This window comes from Burkholderia oklahomensis C6786 (assembly GCF_000959365.1).
GTDB classification, from domain to species: Bacteria; Pseudomonadota; Gammaproteobacteria; order Burkholderiales; family Burkholderiaceae; genus Burkholderia; species Burkholderia oklahomensis.
The window spans coordinates 3730726-3757021 of the sequence record NZ_CP009555.1 but is presented as its reverse complement, the minus strand read 5'-3'; the positions used below and the strand labels follow the sequence as shown (position 1 = coordinate 3757021).

The 26296-nt window shown below is 67.3% G+C and carries 21 protein-coding genes and 1 pseudogene; 9 read left to right on the top strand and 13 right to left on the bottom strand.

The genetic code is table 11. From position 1 onward, the window contains the following. Nucleotides 1–9: 9 nt before the first annotated feature. On the bottom strand, nt 10–1140 hold the full coding sequence (locus BG90_RS16715; RefSeq protein WP_010122912.1) for an oxidoreductase: 1131 nt from the start codon (nt 1138–1140) through the stop codon (nt 10–12). Nucleotides 1141–1247: 107 nt separating this feature from the next. Continuing rightward, nucleotides 1248–2636 (bottom strand): class II 3-deoxy-7-phosphoheptulonate synthase, encoded by a 1389-nt coding sequence (locus BG90_RS16710; RefSeq protein ID WP_010111927.1) that lies wholly within the window; start codon nt 2634–2636, stop codon nt 1248–1250. Between BG90_RS16710 and BG90_RS35235 the strand changes: the two genes are divergently transcribed. Then, nucleotides 2635–3030: a hypothetical protein gene (locus BG90_RS35235; protein WP_144411693.1), complete on the top strand. Its 396-nt coding sequence runs from the start codon at nt 2635–2637 to the stop codon at nt 3028–3030. The genes BG90_RS16710 and BG90_RS35235 overlap by 2 nt on opposite strands. Here BG90_RS35235 and BG90_RS16705 read toward each other — a convergent pair. Beyond that, entirely contained in the window at nt 3000–4007 is a 1008-nt protein-coding gene (locus tag BG90_RS16705) for an EthD domain-containing protein (protein ID WP_232239012.1), read from the bottom strand. The genes BG90_RS35235 and BG90_RS16705 overlap by 31 nt on opposite strands. Before the next feature lie 450 nt (nt 4008–4457). Further along, a complete protein-coding gene (locus BG90_RS16700) occupies nt 4458–4922 on the bottom strand; it encodes a hypothetical protein (RefSeq protein ID WP_010111924.1) in 465 nt (154 codons plus the stop codon). Nucleotides 4923–5697: 775 nt separating this feature from the next. Here BG90_RS16700 and BG90_RS16695 point away from each other — a divergent pair. From BG90_RS16695 to BG90_RS16670, 6 genes are all read left to right on the top strand, one after another. After that, nucleotides 5698–6075, top strand: a complete 378-nt coding sequence (locus tag BG90_RS16695; protein WP_010111923.1) for a MarR family transcriptional regulator — start codon at nt 5698–5700, stop codon at nt 6073–6075. Nucleotides 6076–6462: 387 nt separating this feature from the next. After that, nucleotides 6463–7971, top strand: coding sequence for an acyl-CoA carboxylase subunit beta (locus tag BG90_RS16690; RefSeq protein ID WP_010111922.1), 1509 nt, complete (start codon nt 6463–6465; stop codon nt 7969–7971). Between the two features lie 11 nt (nt 7972–7982). Beyond that, nucleotides 7983–9209, top strand: a complete 1227-nt coding sequence (locus BG90_RS16685) for a hydroxymethylglutaryl-CoA reductase (protein WP_010111921.1) — start codon at nt 7983–7985, stop codon at nt 9207–9209. Next, entirely contained in the window at nt 9206–10702 is a 1497-nt protein-coding gene (locus BG90_RS16680) for an acetyl-CoA carboxylase biotin carboxylase subunit (protein WP_010122910.1), read from the top strand. The genes BG90_RS16685 and BG90_RS16680 overlap by 4 nt, the downstream gene beginning before the upstream one ends. A gap of 47 nt (nt 10703–10749) precedes the next feature. Continuing rightward, a complete protein-coding gene (locus tag BG90_RS16675; protein ID WP_232239011.1) occupies nt 10750–11322 on the top strand; it encodes an acyl-CoA carboxylase biotin carboxyl carrier protein subunit in 573 nt (190 codons plus the stop codon). Nucleotides 11323–11409: 87 nt separating this feature from the next. Further along, nucleotides 11410–12810 (top strand): MmgE/PrpD family protein, encoded by a 1401-nt coding sequence (locus BG90_RS16670; RefSeq protein WP_010111918.1) that lies wholly within the window; start codon nt 11410–11412, stop codon nt 12808–12810. Between the two features lie 112 nt (nt 12811–12922). On the opposite strand, the gene BG90_RS16665 is transcribed toward BG90_RS16670, so the two are convergent. The 3 genes from BG90_RS16665 to BG90_RS16655 form a co-directional block, all read right to left on the bottom strand. Beyond that, nucleotides 12923–16465, bottom strand: coding sequence for an indolepyruvate ferredoxin oxidoreductase family protein (locus BG90_RS16665; protein WP_010122909.1), 3543 nt, complete (start codon nt 16463–16465; stop codon nt 12923–12925). Between the two features lie 88 nt (nt 16466–16553). Then, entirely contained in the window at nt 16554–16784 is a 231-nt protein-coding gene (locus tag BG90_RS16660; protein WP_010111916.1) for a DUF2783 domain-containing protein, read from the bottom strand. Next, nucleotides 16781–18469, bottom strand: coding sequence for an FAD-dependent monooxygenase (locus BG90_RS16655; RefSeq protein ID WP_038801769.1), 1689 nt, complete (start codon nt 18467–18469; stop codon nt 16781–16783). The genes BG90_RS16660 and BG90_RS16655 overlap by 4 nt, the downstream gene beginning before the upstream one ends. A gap of 438 nt (nt 18470–18907) precedes the next feature. Between BG90_RS16655 and BG90_RS16650 the strand changes: the two genes are divergently transcribed. Then, the gene (locus BG90_RS16650; RefSeq protein ID WP_232239010.1) at nt 18908–20089 is read left to right on the top strand and encodes an MFS transporter; all 1182 of its coding nucleotides are present in this window, start codon (nt 18908–18910) and stop codon (nt 20087–20089) included. Then, nucleotides 20086–20919 carry a nuclear transport factor 2 family protein gene (locus BG90_RS16645; RefSeq protein ID WP_107950804.1) on the top strand — a complete coding sequence of 278 codons (834 nt, stop codon included), beginning with the start codon at nt 20086–20088 and terminating at the stop codon, nt 20917–20919. The genes BG90_RS16650 and BG90_RS16645 overlap by 4 nt, the downstream gene beginning before the upstream one ends. 57 nt (nt 20920–20976) lie before the next feature. On the opposite strand, the gene BG90_RS16640 is transcribed toward BG90_RS16645, so the two are convergent. From BG90_RS16640 to BG90_RS16620, 6 genes and pseudogenes are all read right to left on the bottom strand, one after another. Then, complete coding sequence (locus BG90_RS16640; RefSeq protein ID WP_010115247.1) at nt 20977–21489, bottom strand: chemotaxis protein CheW; 513 nt, start codon at nt 21487–21489, stop codon at nt 20977–20979. A gap of 43 nt (nt 21490–21532) precedes the next feature. Beyond that, nucleotides 21533–23260, bottom strand: a complete 1728-nt coding sequence (locus BG90_RS16635) for a methyl-accepting chemotaxis protein (RefSeq protein ID WP_010115246.1) — start codon at nt 23258–23260, stop codon at nt 21533–21535. Between the two features lie 296 nt (nt 23261–23556). Further along, nucleotides 23557–23860: pseudogene (locus BG90_RS33090) on the bottom strand (transposase); the annotation flags it as partial. Nucleotides 23861–24047: 187 nt separating this feature from the next. Then, nucleotides 24048–24359, bottom strand: a complete 312-nt coding sequence (locus BG90_RS31130; protein WP_010103473.1) for an H-NS histone family protein — start codon at nt 24357–24359, stop codon at nt 24048–24050. Nucleotides 24360–24371: 12 nt separating this feature from the next. After that, nucleotides 24372–24680: a hypothetical protein gene (locus tag BG90_RS33085; protein WP_124072268.1), complete on the bottom strand. Its 309-nt coding sequence runs from the start codon at nt 24678–24680 to the stop codon at nt 24372–24374. Nucleotides 24681–25506: 826 nt separating this feature from the next. Further along, a complete protein-coding gene (locus BG90_RS16620; RefSeq protein ID WP_045568232.1) occupies nt 25507–26253 on the bottom strand; it encodes an EAL domain-containing protein in 747 nt (248 codons plus the stop codon). Nucleotides 26254–26296: the final 43 nt, after the last annotated feature.

The following is a 26296-nucleotide window of genomic DNA, read 5'->3' as shown; positions in this document are numbered from 1 at the left end:
CGTGCGCCGTCAGGTCAACGTCGAGAACATGTCCTTGCGATACGGGACGATCCGATCGTACTCGCCCGCGCGCACCTTCGCGGGCCACGCCGGGTCGGCCAGCAAAGCGCGGCCGAGCGCGATGCAATCCGCCCTGCCCGCCTCGATTCGCGCCACCGCGCGATCGAGATTCTCGACGCCGACCGACAGACCTTCCGCGCCGCGCACCTGCGCCGCCGAGAATGCATTGTCGATCCCGACGCTCCCGACCATGATCACCGGCTTGCCGGACAGCTTCCGCACGAGCGACGCGAGATCGGCGTCGCTTTCGGACGGGAACGCGGGCTCCCAGAAACGGCGCGTGCTGACGTCGAAGATGTCGACACCCGCGGCAACGAGCGCATCGAGCATCGTCTTGAGCTCGCCCGACGATTCGACGATATGCGCGGTGTAGTCCTGCACCTTCCATTGCGAGAATCTGAAGATGATCGGCACGCTCGCGCCGACTGCCTTTCGCACCGCCGCGGCGACCTCGGTCGACAGCCGCAGGCGGTTCTCGAGCGAGCCGCCGTATGCGTCGGCGCGCGTGTTCATTTTCGCCCACAGGAACTGATCGAACAGATAGCCGTGCGCGCCATGCAGTTCGATCGCGTCGAAGCCGGTTTCGACCGCGTCGCAGGCGGCGCGCGCGAACGATGCAGCGATGTCGCGCGCGTCGGCGTCCGTCATCTTCTCGACCGCGACCACGCCGTCTTCGACGATGCGCTCGGGCCCGATGCTCGGCAATTCCGGATGAGGCGGCGTGCCGCGCCGACGCACGTTGCCTAGGTGCCAGAGCTGCGCCGCGATCGCGCTTCCGGCATCATGCACGCCTTCCACGACGCGCCTCCAGCCGTCGAGCGCTTGCTGGCCGAAGCAATGCGGCACGTCGGCGAATCCGCCGGCGACCGGATGATCGACATACGTTCCTTCGGTGATGATGAAGCCGACGCCGCCTTCGGCGCGCTTCGCGTAATAGCGTGCGACTTCGCGGTCGGGAATGCCGCCCGGTGATTGCCGCCGGGTCATCGGCGCCATGACGATACGGTTGGGCACGCGCAGGCCGCCCAGCGAAACCGGTTCAAAAATGATGTCGAAATTCGAGACGTTCGTCGTCGACATGGCGTCCTCGTCGGCTGACTATGTTGGGCGCACGCGACACGCGGCGAACCGGCGTATCGCGCACGGCGGATGGATCACAGGGGAAGTCGTGCGACCGGCGGGCCGGATCACGCGACTTCGTCGTGTTGCAGGTTTTCGCGCGGATCGCGCCTCGCCGACAGTTTTTCCGAAACCAGGAACGCGAGCTCGAGTGCCTGCGATCCGTTCAGGCGCGGATCGCAATGTGTGTGATAGCGTTCGCACAACTGATCGTCGCGAATCTGCTGCCCGCCGCCGGTGCATTCCGTCACGTCGGTTCCCGTCATTTCGAGATGCAGGCCGCCCGCGTGCGTGCGTTCCGCCTCGTGGACGTCGAAGAAGCGTTCGACCTCGAGCAGGATGCTCTCGAAGCGGCGCGTCTTGTATCCGGACGCCGACTTGATCGTGTTGCCGTGCATCGGATCGATCGACCAGATCACTTCGCGCCCTTCGCTCTTCGTCATTCGCACGAGGCGCGGCAGCAACTCGGGAAGCTTTTCCGCGCCCATTCTCGCGATCAGCGTGAGGCGGCCGGGCTCGTTGTCCGGATTGAGCGCGTCGATCAGCCGCAACAGATCGTCGGGCTTGATCGTCGGACCGCATTTGAGTCCGATCGGATTCGAGACGCCGCGCAGGAACTCGATGTGCGCGTCGTCGGCGCCGCGCGTGCGCTCGCCGATCCATAACATGTGCGCGGAGCAGTCGTACCATTCCTCCGTCAGCGCGTCCTGTCGAGTCAACGCCTCTTCGTAATGCAGGAGTAGCGCGTCGTGGCTCGTGTAGAGATCGGTTTCACGCAGCGAGCGCACCGACTCCGGCGATACGCGGCACGCGTTCATGAACACGAGCGCCTGTTCGATTCGGCACGCGATCTGCCGATAACGCTGCCCCTGCGGCGCGGACGCGACGAAACCGGCATTCCATTCCTGTACTTGACGCATGTCGGCGAACCCGCCATGGCTCAACGCGCGCAACAGGTTGAGCGTCGCGGCCGCCTGGGAATAAGCCTTGAGCACGCGCTCGGGATCCGGTCTCCTCGCGGCCGCCGTGAATTCGATGCCATTGATGATGTCGCCTCGATAGCTCGGCAGCGTGACGTCGCCGACCGTTTCATCGGGCGAACTGCGGGGCTTCGCGAACTGCCCTGCGATGCGGCCTACCTTGACGACAGGAAGCCCGGTGCTGAACGCGAGCACCGTCGACATCTGCAGGAACACGCGGAGCAAATCGCGCACCGCGTTCGGATGAAACTCGGCGAACGACTCCGCGCAATCCCCCCCTTGCAGGAGGAAGGCCTTGCCGCGCGCGACGTCCGCGAGCTGCGCCTTGAGGTCGCGAATTTCTGCGGCGAGCACGAGCGGCGGCAACCGCCTGAGCTGCTCCTCCGACGCCGCGAGCTTCTCCGCGTCGGGATAGCTCGGCACCTGGTGGATCGGCCGCTCGCGCCAGGACGATGGGAACCAGTCAGGATGCGTCATGGCGACCCTCTCGCGTCCCGGCTGGCTCGACACGCGAACCGCGGTCGCCGGCCGACATGCCGGCGAAGAATCGGCGCTCCGCCTCGGCGTGCGGCTCCGCATCGGGAGATGTCCGGTTCGCGGGAAGCGTTGCGCCAATCAACACATCGTAATCGTAGTGATCCACAGTCAGGCTCCGACAAAGCAGATGATCTCCCGCGGCGCACGCCGGCGGGTCCTTGCCTCACTCCAGCCTACTTATCGCGACCGACGTCTTTCTCCATCGGTGCTGCGGCGTCTCGTCGGCGCTCCGACGCCGTCATGCGCATCGGAACGCTCGGCCGACGACTCGCGCGCCGCATTCGCCGTGCCGAACAGCCGCAATCATCGTGTCGCCGTTTCCGGAAAAATCTGATTGACCACCTGGTATGCGAGCGCCGTCCAGTATTCGCTCGCATCGTCCGCGACGAGTTTTGATTCTGCTTCGGCAAGCCGCACGACGCCGGGATCGAGCAGGTAATCCTCGAGATCGTTGATCGAAGTGAACGCGAGGATCGACACGCCGTCGATCGTGTGCCCGACCGGATGGAAGAACGGCTGCCCTTCCTGCGTCGGACCGATGTTGTGCAACTGAACGTAGCGCTTGACATAGCGGCTCGTCGCCGGCTGGGCGAGCACCTGCTTCGCGTACTGGTTCAACCAGGCGTCGTGGAAATCGGCGCGGGACAGCGATGCGTGGCGACGCGCGACCTTGATGAGCAGAAACGACTCGCGCTGCGTTTCGCTCGGCACGATGATGTGCTGCCGGGCGAGCACCGGGCACAGCTCGCGGAAAATCGCCTGGTCTTCGGGCAAGACTTTGGCTGCGATTTCCGGCTGACTGAATACCGCCTGCAGCCCTTCGACGTTCTCGAAGCCGAGGTATGCGATGCCGTCCCACTGCGGACGGCGGTATTCGGGAATATGGCCGATTACGGTATCGAACAGCTTGCCGTCACGGTCGACGGGCGGCTCGTACGGCAGCGGTGCGCCGCTCGATGGGCCGGCCGGCAACCGGTGAATCTGGTCGTAGCGAAGCAGGTGCTGGATGCCGTTCGCCTCGGGCGGCTGAGCATAGACGAAGCGCGGTCCGTGCACCTTGCGCCAATACTCGGTCCATTTTTCGAACGCAAGATTCGGGTTGCGCTCGAAGGCGCTCGTTTCGACGGCGGGATCCTTGATCAGTTCGCCCGTGGGGTTCAGCAGCAGGTTCGGATCTCGGCGGCGCTCGTCGAGCGGCGCGTTGTCCGCGCGGGACAGCAGCGAGCAGATGACCGTCAAAGGCTCATCGTACGAACGGTAGGTTTTCAGATAAGGCGAACGAAACTGACTTTCGGCGGAAGTACTGGACACGACTGACTCCTGCTCTCCGGAATGGTTGATCGCGTTGCGGACGCTCGCCTCGTCGCCGTGCGCCGCATGGCCCGCGGCAAACAGCGAGAACGCAACGGCGAGGTCTCGCAACAGTTTTGTACTGCTTATCGTTTAATCAACGTGTTGAGCGAATCGAGTCGGCCGCGAGCGCGATGCACTTCACATATCACGACCGGCTGCGCCGACCGAACGGCGCGTCGCGTACGACCTCTCGCTCACACCCTCGGGTTCTGGATGCGACGGAAGGATCGGCGAGCCGGGCTCGAGCGAGCGGCACGGGCCCGAACGGCAGGGCCGGCCGCCTCGCTCCGCTCGGCGTAATCGATCCGTGCGTACAATAATCGCACGAGATTAGATCGCATGCAATCTAATTTGATTGGCTGCCGATGCGCCGAAGCGCAAGCGGTCCCGCGCATCGGCGAGCGCCGCTCAAGCCGGTGACGCGGGGCGTGGGCGATATCCCTCCTCGTCCTCCGAATCGTCGTCCAGAGCGACGTGGCTCGCCGGATGGACGACCGCTCGCGCGGCCCCGGACAGCACGGTCGTTCCATCCGGCAGCCACGCCCTGCCGCTGAAACGTACGACGTCGCCCCGGAGCCCCGCATGCGGCTCGACCGCCTCCACCCTCCACGCGAGCAGACAGGTGCTGCCGGGCTCGGGCGCGCGCCGGCAGTCGACCGTGAACGACAGCAGCGAGCTCGTGTCGTGCTCCGCCGCGAACATGAAGAACAGCTTCGAGAACGCGGACGCGAGCGCCGCCTGATCGGAGAGGCGATGCGTCGACATGCCGTCGTTCGGCGGCTGAATCGCGCTGCGCGCGTCGTGTTGCGCGACCGCGCGCAGCGCGACCCAATCGCTGCGCGTTTCTCCAATCGAGTATCGGAATCGTGCCATTTCTTTTCCCGGAAATGAGGGGCACATCGGCCGGCGTCGCGACGCAAAATCTGCCCTCAACATCCAACTTTTGCATCGTAGTGATATTAGTCTCTTGAGATGTATAGTGGCGAATATAGCGGAAATCGATGGGCAATTTCGTGCCAGAGGAGATATCCGGATGGGGACACTTTTCCGTCGAACGGTTCGGCGTAGTCGGCGTGGGCTCGCGGGTGGCTCGGTTGCGCGCGCGGTCGGGAAACGCCACGCCGGCGTCTGGTCGATCGGGTTCGATGCGATCGACGGCGTCCGGCGCCGCGCTCGAAACCGCGTTGCCGGACGACGCGCCGCCGGCATTGCTCGAACAACTGGAGCGCTTCCAGCGCAGACCCGCGGCTCGGCGCGATCCGATCGCCCGCGCCCCGCAAAACCCGCAGGCTCGGCTTGCGCGAGCGCCTCGATCGGCGTGTGCGTTCGCATCGGCGAAGCATCGCTTTGGCGTAGCCGGAAACGCGTGGACTCGGTAGTTACCAGTACGGGGCCCGCGCGAATGGCGACGGTACATATGCTATATTGGAAAGATTGCTCTACAAGCCGTGCGCATGCCGCAAAGCCCGAGGGCCGCAGCATTCGTGGACATTCCCCGGCAAGCGCGACGCACTGCGCACCCCGCCATTCGCGGCGGCCCGCACGCGCCGCATACCGTTTATTTTTGAGTTGGTCACATTGAATGTCTTCCAGTTTGCTCTCTCTCGCTGAAGATACGTTCTGCCTGCGCCTCCAGCGAGCAGCGCGCATGTGGCGCAAGGTCGCGGACGTCGAACTTAGCAAGCTGAATCTGTCCGAAGCAACCTCCACGCCGCTGTGGCTCATCTACAAGCTCGGCGAAGGTCTGCGTCAGCGTACGCTGGCCGAGCATCTGGGCATCGAAGGCCACTCGCTCGTCCGCCTGCTCGATCAACTCGAGGAGGCCGGGCTCGTCGTGCGCCGCGACGACACGTCGGACCGCCGTGCGAAGACGCTGTATCTGACCGAAGCCGGCCGTCGAGTCGGCGAGCAGGTCGATACGATGGTCAAGCGCATCAAGGGCAAGCTGTTGCATGGCGTCGCCGCCGATCAGCTCGCGCTCGTCGATTCGGTGTTGAACACGATCGCGACTTCCGCCGAGGAATAAGGGGGCGGCGCTGACCGCCGACCTTCGCCTCGCAGGTCTCGCCCCGCTTCGCTCCCTCGCCTCTCCCCGCCTGCCGCGCCGACGTCGGCGCTCGTCCCCGTTCATCGAATTCCGTCCAACCGTTCGCGGCCTCGCCGGCGTGACCGTGGCGTTGGGTCTTTCGCGCTTCCTCGCGCGAGCCCGTCGAGCGCCAGCGCCACGCAGGCCGCATTTTTAGGCGGACAAATTATGGAGTATTGCGATTAAATCGTTCATGATTTACTCTCGCTAGCGGATTGTTCCTGTGTCCAATCCGGACTCCCATTTACCCGAGCATCGCCGTTTACTCGTTGCTGCACCGGGCGAAGGACGGCGATTGCGCCATCGAACCATGTTCAGGGCGACTCGATGAGTGATCTTTCCGGAGTAGAAGAACGTTCCCGCGAACGGCAAGCGCAAGCGGCAGAGCCGCCCGTCCACATCCGGCGGATTCGGGAACTGCTGGACCCGGGCTCGTTTCGCGAGCTCGACGCCCTCGCCGAGCACGATTGCACATGGTTCGGCGCGGATCGCCGAAAGCAGCCGGGCGACGGCATCGCGACGGGCCATGGCACGATCGACCAGCGCCCCGTTCTCGTGTACGCGCACGACGGCGGCTTTCTCGGCGGCAGCTCGAGCCGCGTCCACGCGCTGAAGATCGGCAAGGTGCTGGATCTCGCGCTGCGTATCGGCGTGCCGGTTGTCGCGCTCAATCATTCGTCGGGCCTGCGCATCCATGAAGGCGTCGACGCCGACTCTCAGTTCAGTCACGTGTTCTACAAGACGGTGCGCGCATCGGGCGTCGTGCCGCAGGTGTCGCTGATTCTCGGCGACTGTGTCGGCGGCGCGGCCTATACGCCCGCGCTCACCGATTTCATCGTGATGGTCGATCAGGAGTCCGCGCTGTTTCTGACAGGCCCCGCGGTGATTCGGCGCGCGACCGGCGAGGAAGTCACGAAGGAGGAAATCGGCGGCGGCCATCTGCACGCGGCCGAGACCGGTCTCGCGCACTTTCTCGTCGAATCCGGCGACGAGGCGCTCGCCGTCGCGCGCGAACTGCTTTCGTATCTGCCGCAGAACAACGCGTCGCCCGTTCCGCCGACGCATGGGCCGGCAACGCTGCCTCGCATGCTCGACGGCATCGCCGACATCGTTCCCGTGAGCAAGACCGAGCCGTTCGACGTGCGGCAGGTGATCGAGCTGCTCGCCGACGACCGGGCGTTCCTCGAAGTGCACCGGCTCTACGCGCGCAACATCGTGGTGGGCTTCGCGCGCATCGGCGGCCAAAGCGTCGGCATCGTCGCGAACCAGTCGGCGTGGCTTGCCGGCTGCCTCGATATCGACGCATCGGAAAAGGCCGCGCGGTTCGTTCGCACCTGCGATGCGTTCGGCATCCCGATCCTCACGCTCGTCGACGTGCCGGGCTACCTGCCCGGCAAGCAGCAGGAGCGCTCGAACGTGATCGGCGCGGGCGCGAAGCTGATGCATGCGTACTGCGAAGCGGTCGTGCCGAAGGTCGCGGTGGTCTTGCGCAAGGCGTACGGCGGCGCCTATCCGACGCTCGCGAACCGGTCCGCGACGGACATGATCTATGCGTTTCCCTCCGCGGAAATATCGGTGATGGGGCCCGAGGCCGCGGTCGACGTGATCTTCCGCAAGGAGCTTGCAAACGCGCCGGACGCGGCCGAACATCGCGGCAGGTTGATCGACGAATATCGCGACGCGCATGCGAGCGCGCGCTATTCGGCGAGCCGCACCTATATCGAGGGACTCGTCGAGCCCGCCGAGCTGCGCAACACGGTGATGTCGACCTTCGCGCTGCTTCGCGACAAGATTCCGGGCGCACCGAGCCGCCGCCATTCGAACATTCAACTATAAAGAGAGCGCAAATGGGCATTCCGAGGGATTCGCAAAACGACTACGCCGCCGCCCAGATCGAGGCCCGCTTGCGCTGGGTCGAGGATCTGACGGGCCGGCGCTATCCGCATCTCGGCGGCGAGCCCGTCCCGCCCGAAGCCGTCAAAGGCACGTGCGAGAACTTCACCGGCTTCGTCGGCATCCCGCTCGGACTCGCGGGGCCGCTCAAGATCAACGGCGCGCATGCGAGCGGCGAATTCGTCGTGCCGCTCGCGACGACGGAAGGCGCGCTCGTCGCATCCTTTTCCCGCGGCATGAGTCTCATCTCCGACAGCGGCGGTTGCACGACGACGCTGCTCGACAACGCGCTTCCGGACAGCGAGCGGCCCGCATATCGTTTCCTCGGCGATGCGCTCACGAAGGTCTCGGCGATCGTGCTGCGTTCGGCGAACCATGCGAGCGCGTTCGACGCGTGGCTGCGCGTCCACGTCGCGCGGATCGTCGAGGCCGCGAACGCGACGAGCCGGCATGCGCGGCTGCTCGAAGTCACGCCGCTGCTGCAAGGCGATCTGGTCGGCCTCGCGTTCACGTACGAAACGGGCAACGCGATGGGCCTGAACATGGCGACGAAGGCGAACGAGGCGGCCTGCCGATACATCGCCGAGCAATGCCCGCAGTTCGTCGAGGGCTACCTGAACACGCTCGGCGGCGACAAGCGCTTCGTCGCCGACCAGGCGAAGGGCCGCTACGTGTCGGCGAGCGCGCGCATTCCGGCCGCGCTGGTCGAGGCGCGATTGCGCACGACGCCTGCGCGCATGCGGCGCTTCCTGCAGGCGTGCAACACGTTGCTCGCGCAACGCGGCGCGACCGCGCCGAACATTCACGTCGCCAACGCGCTGACCGCGCTGTTCATCGCGTGCGGCCAGGATCCGGCGTTCGTCACCGTGTCGTTCAAGAATGCGTGCACGACGTTCGACGTGCTCGACAACGGCGATCTGCTGGCGGCCGTCACGCTGCCGAACGTGATCGTCGGCGTCGTCGGCGGCGGCACGCGCCTGCCCGCGCAGCAGGAATGCCTGCGCATGCTCGGCTGCGAGAACGACGCGCGCAAGCTCGCGGAAATCGCGGCGGCCGTCGCGCTCGCCGGCGAGGTTTCGGTCGCGGGCGCCGTGAGCGCAGGCGAGTTCACGCGCGCGCACACGGTGCTCGGCCGAGGTATCGAGCAAGCGGCGCGCGCGCCGTCGGAGCTCGCGACATGAGCATCAAGCGCGTGCTGCTGTGCTGCCGCGGCGAAATCGCGCTGCGCTTCGTCCGCACCTGCCGGCTGCTCGACATCGAGACCATCGCGATCTACACCGACGACGATCGCAATGCCGGCTTCGTGCTCGCGGCCGATTCGTCGTTTCACATCGACGCGTGGAATCCGGCGACGATGATCGACACGGTCGTCTCGATCGCGCAGGCGGTGCGCGCGGACGCGGTCGCGCCGGGCTATGGGCCGCTTGCAGAAAACGCGGAATTCGCGGCCGCGTGCGCGGCTCTGCGGCTCGTCTTCGTCGGGCCGCACGCCGAGGCGATCCGCCGCACCGGCGACAAGATCGAGGCGCGCGCCGCCGCGCAGCGGGCGGCGGTGCCTGTCGTGCCGGGCGCGACCGTGCCGAGCGACGCGCAAGCGGCCGCCGCCGCGGCCGAGATCGGCTTTCCGATCCTCATCAAGGCCGCGCTCGGCGGCGGCGGCCGCGGAATCCGCGTCGTCGAGCGCGCCGAGCAGTTCGAGTCGGCGCTCGCCGAGGTTCGCCACGAGGCCAAGCTCGCGTTCGGCAGCGACGAAATCTACCTGGAGCGCTTCCTCGGCGAGCGGATCCGCCATATCGAAGTGCAGGTGCTCGGCGACCGGCACGGCAATCTGCTGCATCTCGGCACGCGCGAATGCAGCGTGCAGCGCCGGCGGCAGAAGATCGTCGAGGAGGCGCCCGCCCCCGCGCTGTCGGACGCGCTGCGCGAGCGGCTGCACGAGTCCGCGCTCGCCGTCGCGCGCGAGGTCGGCTACGACAGCGCGGGCACCGTCGAATTTCTCGTCGAGGGCGACGAGCGCTTCTACTTCATCGAGATGAACGCGCGGATCCAGGTCGAGCATCCGGTCAGCGAGGCCGTCACCGGCGTCGACATCGTCGAGCAGATGCTGCGCGCCGCGGCGGGCGAGCCGCTCGGGCTGTCGCAGGACGACGTGCGCTTTCGCGGCTCCGCGATCGAGTTCCGCGTATGCGCAGAGGACGCGCATGCGGACTTCCTGCCGACGGGCGGCGCGGTCTCGCACTACCGGGTGCCCGAAGGGCCGGGCGTACGCATCGACTCGGGCGTCCACGCCGGCGCACGGCAATCGACGCGTTTCGACAGCCTGTGCCTGAAGCTGATTGTCGACGGCGCGACGCGCGAGATCGCGCTGCGCCGCGCGCGGGATGCGTTGAGCGAACTCGTGATCGCGGGCTTCAGCACGAACCTGCCGTTCCATCGCTGGCTGATCGATCATCCGCCCTTCGGGCTCGGGCGCTACGACCTCTCGGTGACGCGCGATTTCCCGTTCGCGCACGGCGTGCCGGACGGCACGGCGCGCGTGCTGCACGCGCTCGCGGCGCTCGCCGCGCACGTCGGCGAGCCGACGCTTGCGCCGAGAGCGAGCGAGCCGACGGACCGTGCGTCGGTTCCTTCCGCATGGGTGATCCGGAACGACCGACGCTCGTGGCTGTCGTGACGACGCCCGTTCGACGAGTCCTGTCAACCACGACGAGGAGCGCTCGCATGAGCATCCCCCTGCTTCGCACAACTTATACGGGCGCGTTGAGCGACGCGCCGGAAGACGAACCGCCCGTGCGGATCGACGTCCAGACCCTCGAGCCCGACGTCTATCGCGCGACGTTCGGCGACGGTCATACGCTGCTGCTTCGCCTGATATCCCGCGAATCGCTGCCGGACGGCGTCGTCAGGCTCGTCGCCGAAGCGGACGGCGCGCATCATGACGTGCTGCTGACGCCCGCCGCGCGCGGCGGCATGACGCTCGACTACGCCGGCATTCATCGGGCGATCGGGACGCGCGGTGCGCGGCGCGGCTCGAACGGAACGCGGCGCGGAGGCGGCCGCGCCGCGCACGCGGCGATCACCGCGCCGATGCCCGCGCGCATCGCCGAAATCCTGGTCGCCGAATCGGACGTCGTCGACGAAGGCGCGCCCGTCGTCCGCATCGAGGCGATGAAGATGCTGATGACGCTGACTGCGCCGCGCCGCTGCCGAATCGAGACCGTGCACGTCGCGGCGGCGGTGAACGTCGAGGCCGGCGCGTTGCTCGTCAGCGTGGCGGACGCCGATCCCGCCTGACTGCCCTCGCCGAGCGGCCGGACCGTGCGCCGCGCCGGCGCGGCCGCTTCAATCGAAGTCCTGACCTTCCACCCTAGCGGAGTTGCCGTGAGTCTCGAATCCAACATCACGCAGTATTGCGACACCCTCACGTATTCGAAGATCGATCCCGCTGCGATCGAAATCGCGAAGCATTCGCTGATCGACATTCTCGGCGTGTCGATCGCCGGATCGCGCGACGCCGAAGTCGAGCTGCTCGCCGGCGTCATCGAGCACTGGGGGGGCCTGCCCGAAGCGCGCGCGATCGGTCGCGCGGGCCGCCTGCCCGCGCCGTCCGCCGCGCTCCTGAACGGCGCGGCCGCGCGTGCGCTCGATTTCGACGACGTCGCCGACCCGCTCGGCACGCATCCGAGTGTCGCGATTCTGCCGCCGCTGCTTGCCGTCGCGGATCTCAAGGCCGACGAAATCGATCACCGGACATTCGTCGCCGCCTACGTCGCCGGGCTCGATCTGTCGATCCGGCTGTCGCGCGCGCGCCGCGAGACGCTGCTCGAGAGCGGCCGCTACGATCTGTGCAAGGTGATCGCGGCCACCGCGGCGGCGGGCATCCTGTACGGGCTGAAGGGCGATCGTCTGCGCGATGCGCTCGGGATCGCGTACACGTCGGCGCTCGGCGAGACGCAATGCATGATCGACGGCGCGCCGACCGTGTTCTATCAGCAAGGGCTCGTCGCGGCCAACGCGGTGCGCGCGGTCGTGCTCGCGTCGCACGGCTTCACGGGCGCGCGGGACTTCCTGACGGGCCGCTGGGGCTACTATTCGGCGTTCGAGCCGGGCTCGGCAGTCGAGACGGTCGACGCCGATCTCGGCAAGACGTTCGCAAATGTCGACGGCATCGCGTTCAAGCCGTTCCCGACTTGCCGCCCGAACACGTCGGCCGCCGCGCTCGCGCTGGCGCTGACGAAGGGCGAGCGCTTCGACGCGACGCAGATCGAGCGCGTCGACATCCGGACCAATCAGCAGATCTACGATCTCGTCAGCGCGCCGGTGGCGCGCAAGCAGGCGCCGACGAGCGTCGTCGAGGCGCGCTTCAGCATCGCGTACAACGTCGCGACGGTCCTCGCCACCGGCGATCTGTTCATCGGCGACTTCACCGACGATGCGATCCGCCGCCCCGACGTGATCGCCGTGAGCCGCAAGATTCATCCGACCACCGATCCCGATTGCGAGCGCCGTGAGCTCGGCACGCACGGGAAGATCAAGATCGCGATCCAGCTCGTCGATGGGCGCGAGCTGTCCGGCGAAGTTTCGTACGCGAAAGGCAACCCGAAGAATCCGATGACGTTCGACGAACTCGTCGCGAAGTTCGACAAGTGCGTCGCCTACTCGCGCCTTCCGCACGCGCAGGCGAATCGCGCCGGCATCGTCGATTGGATCGTCGATGCGTCGAATCGGAATCCGAAGTACGCGCAATTCGCGTCGCTGCTGCACGCGCCCGCCGCGGCCTGACGCCGATTCCGCCCGCTCGCCGGGCGGGCGGCGCGGGACCGAAGCCGCATGCGACACGGGACCGACGCGCGGGGCTCCGCTTCCCGCGCGTCGGTTCCATGCGCCTTTCAGCTCACTCGACCGTCTCGGCTCCGCTCTCGTCGTGCGCCCGCACAGTGACGGGAGCCGCCGCCGGCTTCGCGTGCCCGCCCAGGATCCGCTCGACGAGCTCGGCTTGCCGTTCGCGCGCCTTCACGATCGCGCCCGCCTTCACGTATCCGTAGCCGCGAATCGCGTCGGGCGTTTTCGCCCATGCGACGACGTCGGCGAGCGTGTCGCGCGAAAGCCGCGGCAGCAAGCGATCGAGCGTCTCTTCGTATTCGTGGACGAGACGGCGCTCGTCGCGACGCTCGGCCATCCAGCCGAACGGGTCGAGCGGCGTGTGCCGAAGCACGCGCCCTGCCGCGAGCACGCGCAACGCCGGGATCATCCAGCGCGAGAATGCGCGCTTGCGCGGCGGCCGGCTGCCTTGTTTCGAGAGCGCGTCGAGCGCCGGCGGCGCGAGATGGAAGGTCAGCTTCGCGCGGCCGTCGAAACGCGCGCGCAAGTCGTCGAGAAACGCCTTCGACGTATGCAGGCGTGCGACCTCGTACTCGTCCTTGTAGGCCATCAGCTTGAACAGCATGCGCGCGACCGCGTCGACGAGCGTGACGTCGCCGAGCGGCGCCGCAGCCGCGCGCACGCGCTCGACCATTCGCCGGTAGCGGGCCGCATAGCGCGCGTCCTGGTACTGCGTGAGAAATGCCGAGCGGGACTCGATCAATTCGTCGATGGTCTCCTTCTTGCGCCGCACGAAGCCGACGGGGCGCCACGCGCCCGACGGCTTCGAGCCGGCCGTGCCGAGATGGTGCGCGACGAACGCCGGATTCGCGGCCCACAGCCGTCCCCACGAGAACGCGAGATATTTTGCGTCGGCCTGACCGCCCTGCAGGCTCAGCGCGTGGCGCAGCGACGCGAGCGATACGGGCACCGCGCCGCGCTGCCACGCGTAGCCGAACAGCAGCATGTTGGCCTGCATCGGATCGAGCAGCTCGGTCGCCAGCGCCTTCGCATCGATCGCGTCGTAACGCTCGGCGCCTGCGATCTTCTCGATCAGCGACTGGATCGCGTCCGTCTCGATGCGCGCGTCGACATCGCGCAACATCGCGCCCGTCTGCGTCTGCGCGGTATTCGCGATGACGAGCGTCTTGCCGCGTTCGAGCGACGCCAGCGCGTCGTCCTCGGTGGCGACGAGCAGATCGGCGGCGAGCAGCGCGTCGGCGCCGCCGCGGTCGATCCGATACTGATGCAGCACCTCCGCCTCGCGCGCGATCCGGATGTGGCTGAGCACCGCGCCGCCCTTCTGCGCGAAGCCCGTGAAGTCGAGCACGCTGACCGCGCGCCGGTCCAGGTGCGCGGCGAGCCCGATCGCGTTCGCGACGGTGACGACGCCCGTTCCCCCGACGCCCACCAGCATGATCTCGAACGGCTCGTCGAGCGAGTGCGGCTTCGGTGGGGCGAGCGCGTCGGCGCGCGCGATCACGTCGGCGGGATCGGCTTGCGCGGGCCGGCGCTCGCGCGGCCTGCCCGTGACCGTCACGAAACTCGGACAAAAGCCCTTCACGCACGACAGGTCGGTGTTGCACGAGTGCGCGTCGATCGCGCGCTTCAGGCCGAACGGCGTGTCGACCGGCACGACCGACAGGCAGTTGGACTTCACCTGGCAATCGCCGCACCCTTCGCACACGGCCTCGTTGATCACGACCCGGGTCTGCACCGCCGGCGGCGGCTGCCGCTTCTTCCTGCGCCGCGCCTCGGTCGCGCAGACTTGATCGAAGATGAGCACGCTCACGCCGCGCGTGTCGCGCAGTTGGCGCTGCACGTCGTCGAGCTGATCGCGGTGATGGACGTCGACGCCCTTCGGCAGGCTGTCGTGAGCCTGGTAGCGGCCGGGGTCGTCTGCCACGACGACGACGCGCCGCGCGCCCTCGCTCAGCACGAGCTCGGCCGCCTTGCGGACGGTGAGCTGGCCGTCGACCGGCTGGCCGCCCGTCATCGCGACCGCGTCGTTGTAAAGCAGCTTGTACGTGATGGTCGCGCCCGCGGCGATCGCCTGCCGAATCGCGAGATAGCCCGAATGGAAGAAGGTGCCGTCGCCGATGTTCTGGAAAATGTGCGGCGTATCGACGAAAGGCGCCTGTCCGAGCCAGTCGACGCCCTCGCCGCCCATCTGCACGCTGCCGCTCGTCGTGCGCTCGGGCATCCGCGCCGCCATCGCGTGACAGCCGATGCCGAGACGCGCCTCGCTGCCCGCCGGCACGCGCGTCGACGTGTTGTGCGGGCAGCCCGAGCACAGATACGGTGTGCGCCGGATCCACGCCTGCGCGCGGACCGCGGGCGCCGCGCCCCACGCGTGCGGGATGTGCAGCGGCACGTCGAATGCCTTCAGCTGTCGCGCGAGCGGCGGCGCGACGCGCGACGGGCGCAGTTCCTCCAGTTCCGAGACGAGCGGGGCGCCCTTCTCGTCGACTTTCCCGACGATCGTCGCACGGCGGTCGTGCCGCGCGTTGTAGAGACAGTGCTTGAGCTGCTCCTCGACGACAGGCTGCTTCTCCTCGATGACGAACACCTTGCCCGCGCGATGCGCCCACGTTTCCAGCAACGGCGACAGCGGATAGACGACGTTGATCTTCAGCAGCGCGACGCCTGCCCGCTCGAGCTGGTCGAGCGACACGCCCCCTTGCCGCAGCGCTTCGCGCACGTCGCGATAAGCCTTGCCGACCGCGGCGATCACGAGCACGGGCCGCGCGGGCGTCGTGACGGCCTCGTCGAGCGGATTGGCGCGCATGAACGCGCGCGCCGCCTTGAGCTTGTACGGATGGCGTCGCTCGATCTGCATGCCCGGCAGATCGGGCCACCGCCAATGCAGTCCGTCCGGACCGGGGTCGACGGGCGGCTGCGTGAAATGCGGCGGCTCGAACGTCGGCACCGACGCCGACGCCTCGACCGTCTCGGTGATCGCCTTGAAGCCGACCCACAGGCCCGATGCGCGCGACAGCGCCCAGCCCCACAGCCCGCAGCGCTCGTAGTCGGCGAGTCCCGACGGGTGGATCACGGGCAGGCCCCACGCGATCAGCGTGCGATCCGACTGGTGCGACATCGACGACGACACGCAGCCATGGTCGTCGCCCGTCACGACGAGCACGCCGCCGTGCGGAGAAGATCCGTACGCGTTGCCGTGCTTGATCGCGTCGCCCGAGCGATCGACGCCCGGCCCCTTGCCGTACCACATGCCGAATACGCCGTCGTAGCGCCTCGTCGCATCGGTTTCGACGCGCTGCGTGCCGATCAGCGCCGTTGCGGCCAGATCCTCGTTGATCGCCGGCTGGAACCGGATATGCGCGTCCTCGAGTCGCGCTTTCGCGTGCCAGAGCTCGTGGTCGACGCCGCCGAGCGGCGATCCCCGGTATCCGCTCACGAAGCCCGCGGTGTTCAGACCCGCCGCGCGGTCGGCGGCGGCCTGCGCGAGCAGCAGACGCACCAGCGCCTGCTGGCCGCTCACGAAAATGCGTCCGGGCGGATCCTCGAATCCTTGGCGATAAATGGAATCGCGCCTGTATTCAGTAGTCTTGAACATGGTTTCGTGCCCTCGATCGCGGAAATCCCACATTGAAACGGGCGGCAGCGTCGTCTCGCGCGCTCGCCCGGAAATTTGGCCTCGTGGATCAGTCGATGCCGGCGCGCGCGATCGCGATGGCGTCGCGCAACACGTCGGGATCCGCGATGTGATGCATCAGCACGAGCACGAGCTGAGCATGAAACAGGTGGCCCTGCGCATCGTCGAGATCGCGGCACGCATCGGTCAGCATCGAAAAACAGGCATCCGGATCGGCAAGCTCCGGAACGCGCGCGCCCATCAACGGCGCGGCAAAGCTGTCGCTCACGTTGCCGCTCATGATTGCGTCTCCTCGAACCAAAGGGGAACCGGTGCGCCGACGGCCCGATCGAGGATCGTGCGCAGCGCGCTCGAATCGACACGCTCGAACGAGCCGAGCACGTGCTGATCCGGCCGCAGCAGCACCGCGTTGCCCGGCGCGAGGCCGTAGCGCAGCGCGACGAAGCCTTCGTGATCCCACAGCGTCGAACATCCCGGCGCGTCGTGCTCGCGCGCGGGCCGGGTCGGCGACGCAACGACGATGTCGAGCAGAGCGGCGCGCGGCGCGGCGGCGAGCGCGGAGATCGCCGGGTCGTCGGGATCGCCGTAGACGAGCAGCGTGTACCCCGGCCCGCCCAGGTGCGCAAGCAGCCAGTCGGGCTCGCCGGCGCGCTTGACGGGCGCGTCGACGGCGGGCGAGCCGGGCTTCAGCACGCCGGGGTGCGCGACGGCGCCGGCGAATTGCCCGACGCCCGTCAGCACGGCCGGACGCGACAGCCGCCCGGAATTGACGAGCGCGCGGCCGAACGGCGTCGTGCGCGCGAGCGCGAGCGCCGCGCGCCGCAGCACGTCGACGGCCGGGCTCTCGGGCGAGATGAAGCGCGCGCTGCGCGTCGAGTTGAGGATATTCTCGTCGGCGGCGAACGCGCGCTCTTCGCCATACGAATCGATCAGCGATGCCGGCGCGCCATGGCGTACGATCGCGGCGAGCCGCCAGCCGAGATTGTCGATGTCCTGCAGGCCGCCGTTGCCGCCCCGTCCGCCGAATGGACTGACCTCGTGCGCGCTGTCGCCCGCGAACGCGATGCGCGAGTGGACGAAGCGCGCGAGGCGCCGGCAGCGAAACGTATAGACGCTCACCCAGTCGATCCGGAACGCCGCTTCGTCGCCGAACATCGCGCGCAACCGCTGCTCGACGCGTTCGGGCTCCCGTTCGAGCACCGGGTCGGCATCGGCGCCCAGTTGGAAATCGACGCGCCACAAGTTGTCAGGCTGCTTGTGCAGCAGCACCGACCGATTCGGATGGAACGGCGGATCGAACCAGAAGCGGCGCTCGGCGCGAAGCGACGCGTCCTTCATCTCGATGTCGACGATCAGGAAGCGATCGGGAAACATCTCCCCGACGAACGGCAGGTCGAGCACCTTTCGCACGGTCGAGCGCGCGCCGTCGCACGCGATCAGCCAATCGCAATCGAGCCGGTAATCGCCGTCCGGCGTCTCGACCGCGACGGTCGCGCCGTCGGCGCGACCGATCACGTCGGTGACGCGGCTGCGGCTGCGCAGATCGACGAGGCCGCTCTCGGCGCACGCTTGCGCGAGCCATTCTTCGATATAGGATTGCTGCACGTTGATGAACGGGGGCCACTCGAATCCCGGCTCCGGCTGGAAGTCGAAGCTGAACACTTCGCGGGATTGGTGATACAGGCGGCCGACCTTCCAGTTGACGCCCTGTTGGCGCAGCCGGGGGCCGAGCTTCATCCGCGCGAGAATTTCGAGACTGCGCTGCGCGAAGACGATCGCGCGCGAGCCGTCGATCGGCGCGTCGCGCGCCTCGAGCACCACGCTCGCCACGCCGCGCTGGGCGAGATCGCAAGCGAGCGCGAGGCCGATGAGCCCGGCGCCCACGATCACGACCGGAACGCGCGCGGGCTCGTCGAGGTCGAGTTCGGCGGGCCGGGTATAGGAAAAACGAGGTGGGGTATGCATCCGCAGGCACTCCCGAAATGCCGTTTTAGCAAAGAAACGACTGGATGAGTTGTTTCGATTTCAACGCGATGCTGCGCAATATTAGATCGCATACGGTCAATTCGCAACAGCAATTAATTTGCCGGATGCTGGCGATTTTTTCGCCTAAATTCCGTCAATTTGGACGCCAAATCCTCAAATGACACGAATTAGACTCAATTCTCTCTATCGATATGCTCATATCGATTGATTGCCACAACACAATAAATATCGCATAAGATTTATTTGCATGAGATCATATTTGGCCGCCTAATCGGCGAAAGGGTCGGATTGCAATTCGGCTGGTCGAGCCGGAATCCGCGTCGCGACATTCGCCGGCGGGCATCGGTGCGCGTCGATGGCCGCGCGCCGTCCGCCGATGGGCGTTGTCCATTCATTCTTCGAAGCAAGGAGCACATCTTGACGACACCTGCCGCGTTATCGATGGGTCATGAAACGCTGTCGCGACGCCTTGTCTTGCTGCTGGCAATCGGGACCGGGATCGGCGTCGCGAACGTGTACTACATCCAGCCGATACTCAGCCTCGTCCAGCGCGACTTCGACGTTCCGCCGCAGCTCATCGGCTGGGCGCCGACGCTCACGCAAATCGGCTATGCACTGGGCATTCTGCTGCTCGCGCCGCTCGGCGACATGCTGAGCCGCCGCTCGCTGATCGTCTGCAAGGGGCTGCTGCTCGTCCTCGCGCTCGTTGCCGCGGCGCTGTCGCCGAACTATGCGGCGCTCATCCTGACGAGCGCCGCGATCGGACTGTTCAGCAGCGTCGGGCAGGATTTCATTCCGGTGGCGGCGCAGCTCGCACCTGACGCGCATCGTGGCCGCATCGTCGGCACCGTGACGACGGGCCTGCTGACGGGCGTGCTGCTGTCCCGAACGCTCGGCGGCCTCGTCGCGCAGCAATTCGGCTGGCGCGCGATCTACGCGGTCGCGGCGGCGCTCGAAGGCCTCGTCGTGCTGGCGGTCTGGCGCCTCCTGCCGGCGCTGCCCGTGAGCGCGGGCGGCCGGTATTCGCAGCTGATGGCGAGCCTCGTCAAGCTCTGGCGGCAGCACGCGGCGCTGCGCCGGGCGGTGTATACGCAAGGACTCCTCGCGATGTCGCTCGGCGCATTCTGGTCGACGCTCGCGCTCGTGCTCGCCGCGCCGCCCTATCATCAGGGTTCGGGCGTCGCCGGCGCGTACGGCGTCGCGGGCGCCGCGGGCGCGCTCGCAGCGCCGCTTTTCGGACGGTTCGCCGACCGTGCGGGACCGCTGCCCGCGATCCGCGTCGGCTGCCTGCTCGTCATCGGCTCGTTCGTCGGCATGTGGATTTTCTCGGGCTCGCTGATTGCGCTCGCGATCGGCGCCGTTCTGTTCGATCTCGGCGTGATGGCCGCGCTCGTGTCGCATCAGACGATCGTCAACACGATCGATCCGATCGCGCGCAGCCGCCTGAACGGCATCCTCATCACGGGCGCGATGTTCGGCGTCGCCGTCGGCGCGGAAGCCGGCAACCTCGCGCTGATCTATGCGGGCTGGCCCGGTATCTGCGCCGTCGGCGTGATCGTCGGCGGCCTGGCGCTCCTGCTGCGGCTCGGCAACCGATGACCGCGCCGGCGGCGCGACTCGCGCCGAGCGCGCCGCCGTTGCGGCGCGATTCCGCCGAGGCCGCGCCGACCGGCGGCCGGCGCGGCGCAACCGCGCGTGCGCCGCGTCCCGCCAGCTCTCGCGTACGTCGATCGTGGGCTGCATGCGACGGTCGCTCGATTCTTTGTCCACCGCATCACAACCGGAACAGGTACTCCATCGTGAATCGAACCTCACTTCGCGCCGGCCGACTGATCGGCGCGCTTGCGCTCGCCGCGCTCTCCTACGCCAGCGTCGCCCAGACCTCGAACGGTCTGGCGAGGACGAACCCGTTGAAAGCGGCCGACGCGATCGAGATCCAGTATCTCATCGCGCAGTACGCGGCGACGCTCGACGCCGATACCGTCGGAGAGCCGGCGCAAAGCCGCGTGGACCGATTTACGCGCCTGTTTACGCCGGATGGCGTATGGACCCAGCACGTGTGGAACGCGGGCAAGCCCGCGGACGACGGTCCGGGCTGCTTCGTGCGCGGCCAGGCCCAGCTCGCGCGATTCGCACAGGTTCTGTTCGGCAGCGTGACGAACCGGCCCACCGCGACGACTCGGCACAATCTCGTGACGCCGCTCATCGACGTGTCGGGAGATCGCGCGGAGGCGGCCGTCAATTGGATGCAGACGCGCGACGCGACGCTTTCCGAGGGGCGCGTCGAGCTGCTCGCGACGGGCCGCTATTACCTGACGCTTCGCCGGCAGCCGTCGGGCTGGGCGATCGAAAAGCTCGATCTGATGAGCGATCATCCGCTGTACGGCACGCCGCTCGGGCCGCCGTGCACGCCGACCGGACCGCGCTAGGCGCGGCTCCGGGCGCCGCCGCGCGGCACGCCAGCGCCGCGCGGCGGCGACGCCCGCTCAACCGACGAGTCCGATATCGGCGGCCGCGATCAACCGCTCGATGTCGAGCAGAATCAGCATCCGGTCGCCGTCCTCGCCCGCGATCGAGCCGAGGTCCGTGATGAAACCGGTGTCGATCGACGCGCCGAATTCGGGCGCCGGCCGCCGGTCGGCCGCCGCGAGCTGGAGCACGTCGCTCACCGCGTCGACGACGACGCCCACCGTGCGCGTCGCGACGTTCAGCACGATGACCACCGTCGACGTGTTGTACTCGGCCGAATCGAGCGCGAACTTCAGCCGCAGGTCGACGATCGGCACGATCACGCCGCGCAGGTTGATCACGCCCTTGATGAACGCCGGCGCGTTCGCGATGCGCGTCGGCTCTTCGTACGACCGGATCTCCTGCACGCGCAGGATGTCGATTCCGTATTCTTCGGCGCCGAGCCGGAACGTGACGAACTCCTGCGCATCGCGCGCCGCGTCGTGTCCGCTCATGCGCGCCACGTGCGGCGCTTCCAGAATTGCATTCATTGCCTTCTCCTCCAAGCGCGTGACGCGCGTGTCGTCATCAGAATCAGAACCTCTGCCAGTCTTCGGTCGCGACCGCCATGGCCGGCGCCGCCTTGCCGAACGTCGGCGCGGCATGCGCCGGACGCGGCGCCGCCACGCTGCGCTTCGTCATCGGCTTCGCCGGCGTTTGCGCCGCGTGCTGCGCATGTGGCGTCGCGACGCCCGCATTCCCGCGGAAGAACGCGACGGCCTGCGTCAGCTGGCGCCCCTGCTCTTCGAGCGACTTCGACGCGGCCGCCGCCTCTTCGACGAGCGCGGCGTTCTGCTGCGTGACTTCGTCCATCTGCGCGATCGCCTGATTGACCTGCTCGATGCCGCGGCTCTGCTCGCCGGACGCCGCCGCGATCTCGCCCATGATGTCGGTCACGCGCGCGACCGCCTGCGTCACTTCGGTCATCGTCTTGCCCGCTTCGCTCGCGAGCGTCGAGCCGTCGTGGATCTTCTGCACCGACGCGCCGATCAGATCCTTGATTTCCTTCGCCGCGCTCGACGAGCGCTGCGCGAGGCTGCGGACTTCGCTCGCGACCACCGCGAAGCCGCGCCCCTGCTCGCCCGCCCGCGCCGCCTCGACGGCCGCGTTCAGCGCGAGGATGTTGGTCTGGAACGCGATCCCTTCGATGATCCCGGTGATTTCCGCGACCTTCTCGGAGCTTTGGCTGATGTCGGTCATCGTGTCGACGACCTGTCCGACCACCGCGCTGCCCTTTTGCGCGACTTCCGATGCGTTCGCGGCCAGCGCGCTCGCCTGCTGCGCGTTCTCCGCGTTCTGCCGGACGGTCGACGTCAGCTCTTCCATGCTGGACGCCGTTTCCTGCAGCGACGAAGCCTGGTGCTCGGTGCGCGACGACAGATCCTGATTGCCCGATGCGATCTGGCTCGAGCCGGTCGCGATGCTGTCCGCCGCCGTTCTCACCTGCCCGATCAGCCGCACGAGACTCGCCTGCATCTCGCCCATCGAGGCGAGCACGCTGCCCGGCGGCGCCGACTGCACGCCCGCGACCGGGCTCAGATCGCCGTTCGCGACGCGCTGCGTGACGTCGCCGAGCGTCGCGGGCTCGGCGCCCAGCGCCCGCATGAGGCCGCGCGCGATAAGGAGCGCCGCGAGCACCGCCGCGCCGACCGACGCCGCGCAGAGGCCGACCAGCAGCATGCGCTGGGTCGCGTAATGATCGGCGGACTCACGCACCATTTCCTGCGCACGGGTGCGCGTGTAGTCGCTGTACGCGTTCGTCGCCTTGATCAGCTGGGCGAGGAGCGGCCGGCACTGATCGTTCATCATCGCGATCGCTTCGTCGTGCCGATTGTTTAGCGCGGCGTTGACGATCGCGAGCGCGACCGGACCGTATTGCGCCTCGACGCGATCGATATCGGCGACGAGGCTGCGTGCCTTGTCGCTCGAATCCGATGCATTGGCGATCAGCGCCTTCAGTTGGCGCAGATGCGCCTGCACGTCCCCCTCCGCCTGCATCACGGCGGCCTTCTCGAGCTCGACGTCGGCCGGCTTCGTCACGAGCACGAGATTGCGCGCGGCGATCGCGCGCCGGTCCACCGCCGTGCGCACCTGTTCGGCCGCCTCCGCACGCGCGGTGATGCCGCTCACGTAGCTCGCGAAGCGGTCGTTCGCGTCGCCGAGCGCGTGCAGCGCGAGAACGGACACGAGCAGCACCAGCCCGACCAGCGTGCCGAACGCGATCGTCAGTTTCGCGCTCACAGTCATTTTCTGAAAATTCATTGCTTCACCTCGATTGATCCAACATCGAAACTCGCGTCGCGCCGCGCGACGCATTGCCATGTTCTAACGGCCGCGATGAGGAATGCTTGAGATGCCCTTCGGCATGGAAATCGTTTGCGTCAGGGTTTACGGCTTCAAAAATCGTTTCGATGACCGAAGCGTCAGCCAATCGTTAGCCAATCGGCAAAAATCTGTCACATGACGGGTCGCTGGCCGCGGCCAAACGGGGGGCGATCGATTCGCACAACCGATCGAGGCGAAGCGGTCGATTGCGCGGGGTGCCCCTATGTTTTTCGTCAAGCGTTAGGGGCCGACTTGGGGTGGTAAATGGTGCCGTCGCGCAGCATGGCGAGCAGGACGTCGCAGCGTCGTCGTGCGAGCGCGATGAGCGCTTGTGTGGCGCTTGCCCTGCTGGACCTTGCGCGCGTGGTAAGCCCGCGAGACGGGGTCTCGCAAGGCCGCGAAGGCGGAGCGGAGCAACGTGCGTTTGAGCATCTTGTTGCCGCGTCTGGACGGATGTTCGCCTCGGATAGACGAGCCTGAGCGCCGGGTGACCGGGGCGAGGCCAGCGTAGGCCGCCAAGTGAGCGGCCGAAGCGAATGGGGGCGTACTGTCAACGGTGCTGGATGCGATGCATGTCGCTATCGAGCGACGCGCAGGGTGTGCAGCGACACTGTAACGTTCACGATATTGCGGTCAGGATTGGAGGCCCGCTTGTCTGCCGCGCCGGCGATGATGCCCTCGGTGCGCGTGGCGGCCGGCTTTCGGCGCGCGTGGCCGCATGGATTCAGGACGGCTCTTGTACGCCGCCGCCGCTGCACCGCAATTCGAATGGCGCACGATCTTTGCCGCGAATCCACACCGGCTCGCGCCCGACGCCCGACCAGGTCGCGCCACTGACAGGGTCATAATATTTGGCCCGGACCTTTCGTCTGCCGTGCCCGCCGTCGGGAGGAAATACGTCGTCCAGGGAGAAGCCGAACTCGTCGACACAAGCGCGTATCTCGGCAAGGACAGCTTCCTTGACAGCCCTGCGCTCATCGGCCAAACGGGCCTCGAGTTCGATTTTGAGTTCCTTGAATCGTTGATATGCAATCATTTCGTCACTCTCTCAAATTTCGGATCTCACATTTTTTTGCCATTCGATTGAAATTCGTATTTCGCGAAGTCTTGCATCGCCCTCAAACCCTCCACGGTTTCCTGCGACGGAGAACGCACCGGTATTGCCTTGCTTGCAGTCGAGCTCCAGCATGAAATCCCACGACGGCGAAGTCGAACCGATGCCGGAGCCGGGAAGCGCTACGCGATCCGCGACGCGCGCGCCGACTGCCCTCGCACCCGGTGCACGCTTGCCAACCCTTCGCGCGGCATCCGCACGTTCGCCTTCGAAGGCGAACGGCGGGGCATGCGCGAAGCGCAAAGCGCCTGGCTCGGCGCGCCATCACAACGAACCGCGAAAGCGCGCGGCGCGGCCTGCATCGCCCGTCGGAATTCGACTGTACAGATCGCGGATGTGCCGCTGAATCAAAGTTCTTAGAAATGTCCGCGCAGCCGGCTCGACGCACGCGCTCGATGACGTTCGGCGCCGCGGTCAACGATGAAAGCGTGTGCGGACAACGACATGGGGACGCGTCTCTAACAATTGTGATTTCCGGGCGAAGAAAAGAAAGGCAATGTCTGATCGTAGGTTCGCGATGAGCCGAGCCGTCAGGCGATGGCGCTCGATATCGGCAGGCGAACGGACCGCGCGCCGGCCATCACGAGCCGCGCCGGCGTTGGGCCGGGCGGCCTGCGTGCGGAGACGCGCGTTCGCGCTCGCGCTCGCGCTTCATCGACATCCGTCGAACCGGCTCGCCGCGATTGCAATCGGCACGGCGTCACGCAACGCGCCGGCCGCGAACGCGTATTCCGTCGTCGGACGCATCGCACCGCGCGCGGGCCACGTCGAACGCGCGGAGCCGCCGCGCATGCGCGCACGGACACGCGCGAGCGCATCGGATGCGCGATCGGCGGGCGGCCGGATCGCCGAAGACTGGGGATGGAAAGCGTGGGCGGCATGAGCGTCATCCGCAACGCCCGCGTCAGACGTCGGCGCGCGCGAGCGCGGCGCGGATCTCACCGGCCGCGACTCGCGGCCGTCCTTGCGTCGGCGCGCGCGACGGATGCGGAACCCGGCTCGCGACGCGGGCGGGCCGGTCTGCACGCGCGCCCGATCCCGCTCTTCGGAATGAAGCCAGGTGGCCGCGTCAGAACGGCGACTCACGCAGACTCAACTGCGACAGCGCTCTCGGATTCACGCGCTCGTGCCAGACCTCGGCGCGCATCGGCTCGAACAGATAGGCGCCCTGCAGTTCGATATCGCGGAAGCGACGCAGCAGCTCGAACTGGCGGCCGTTTTCGACGCCGGACACCGTCAACGTGAAACCCAGATCGTGCGCGAGCCGCGAGACGCTCGACAGGATCGCCTCGGCAGTCGGCGAACCGGGCAGTCGCTCCGTGAACGATTCGCCGAATTTGACGCCCGTGACGGGCAGCACCATCAACGTCGACATCGCCGTGTGATGGGCCCCGAAATCGTCGAGCACGATGCCGTAACCTTTCTGCCTCAGCCGCTTCAGGCGATCGAGGAGACTCAGCGATTCCTCCAGCGCCGACATTTCCGGCACTTCGAGCGTCAACTGGCTGCTCGAGATATCGAATTCCTCGATCGATAGCGCGAGTCGCTCGAATACGCTTTCGGCGCCCAACTGGGTGCCCGAGAGCCGCATCGACAGCGCCGATACGCCGGCGCCCTGCTGCTTCCAGCGTGCGAGCTGCCTGCACGCCTCGCCGATCGCGTGGCCGGCGATCCGGGACGCCGCGCCCAATCGGTCCGCGGCGGTGTGGACGACGCGCTGAGGCAGCGCCCCCCACTCCGGATGATCCCATCGTATCGTCGCTTCGGCGCCCGTCACGGCCCCCGAACGGATCGAAACGATCGGCTGATAATCCATGACGAATTCTCCGGCCTCGAATGCCCGCTCGAGATCGGCCTCA

Excerpts from the sequence above, each read along its gene's own strand:
- BG90_RS16715 (WP_010122912.1), bottom strand. The coding sequence starts at position 1,140 with ATGTCGACGACGAACGTCTCGAATTTCGACATCATTTTTGAACCGGTT.
- BG90_RS35235 (WP_144411693.1), top strand. The coding sequence starts at position 2,635 with ATGGCGACCCTCTCGCGTCCCGGCTGGCTCGACACGCGAACCGCGGTC.
- BG90_RS16710 (WP_010111927.1), bottom strand. The coding sequence starts at position 2,636 with ATGACGCATCCTGACTGGTTCCCATCGTCCTGGCGCGAGCGGCCGATC.
- BG90_RS16700 (WP_010111924.1), bottom strand. The coding sequence starts at position 4,922 with ATGGCACGATTCCGATACTCGATTGGAGAAACGCGCAGCGATTGGGTC.
- BG90_RS16695 (WP_010111923.1), top strand. The coding sequence starts at position 5,698 with ATGTGGCGCAAGGTCGCGGACGTCGAACTTAGCAAGCTGAATCTGTCC.
- BG90_RS16690 (WP_010111922.1), top strand. The coding sequence starts at position 6,463 with ATGAGTGATCTTTCCGGAGTAGAAGAACGTTCCCGCGAACGGCAAGCG.
- BG90_RS16685 (WP_010111921.1), top strand. The coding sequence starts at position 7,983 with ATGGGCATTCCGAGGGATTCGCAAAACGACTACGCCGCCGCCCAGATC.
- BG90_RS16680 (WP_010122910.1), top strand. The coding sequence starts at position 9,206 with ATGAGCATCAAGCGCGTGCTGCTGTGCTGCCGCGGCGAAATCGCGCTG.
- BG90_RS16675 (WP_232239011.1), top strand. The coding sequence starts at position 10,750 with ATGAGCATCCCCCTGCTTCGCACAACTTATACGGGCGCGTTGAGCGAC.
- BG90_RS16665 (WP_010122909.1), bottom strand. The coding sequence starts at position 16,465 with ATGTTCAAGACTACTGAATACAGGCGCGATTCCATTTATCGCCAAGGA.
- BG90_RS16660 (WP_010111916.1), bottom strand. The coding sequence starts at position 16,784 with ATGAGCGGCAACGTGAGCGACAGCTTTGCCGCGCCGTTGATGGGCGCG.
- BG90_RS16655 (WP_038801769.1), bottom strand. The coding sequence starts at position 18,469 with ATGCATACCCCACCTCGTTTTTCCTATACCCGGCCCGCCGAACTCGAC.
- BG90_RS16645 (WP_107950804.1), top strand. The coding sequence starts at position 20,086 with ATGACCGCGCCGGCGGCGCGACTCGCGCCGAGCGCGCCGCCGTTGCGG.
- BG90_RS16640 (WP_010115247.1), bottom strand. The coding sequence starts at position 21,489 with ATGAATGCAATTCTGGAAGCGCCGCACGTGGCGCGCATGAGCGGACAC.
- BG90_RS16635 (WP_010115246.1), bottom strand. The coding sequence starts at position 23,260 with ATGAATTTTCAGAAAATGACTGTGAGCGCGAAACTGACGATCGCGTTC.
- BG90_RS31130 (WP_010103473.1), bottom strand. The coding sequence starts at position 24,359 with ATGATTGCATATCAACGATTCAAGGAACTCAAAATCGAACTCGAGGCC.
- BG90_RS16620 (WP_045568232.1), bottom strand. The coding sequence starts at position 26,253 with ATGGATTATCAGCCGATCGTTTCGATCCGTTCGGGGGCCGTGACGGGC.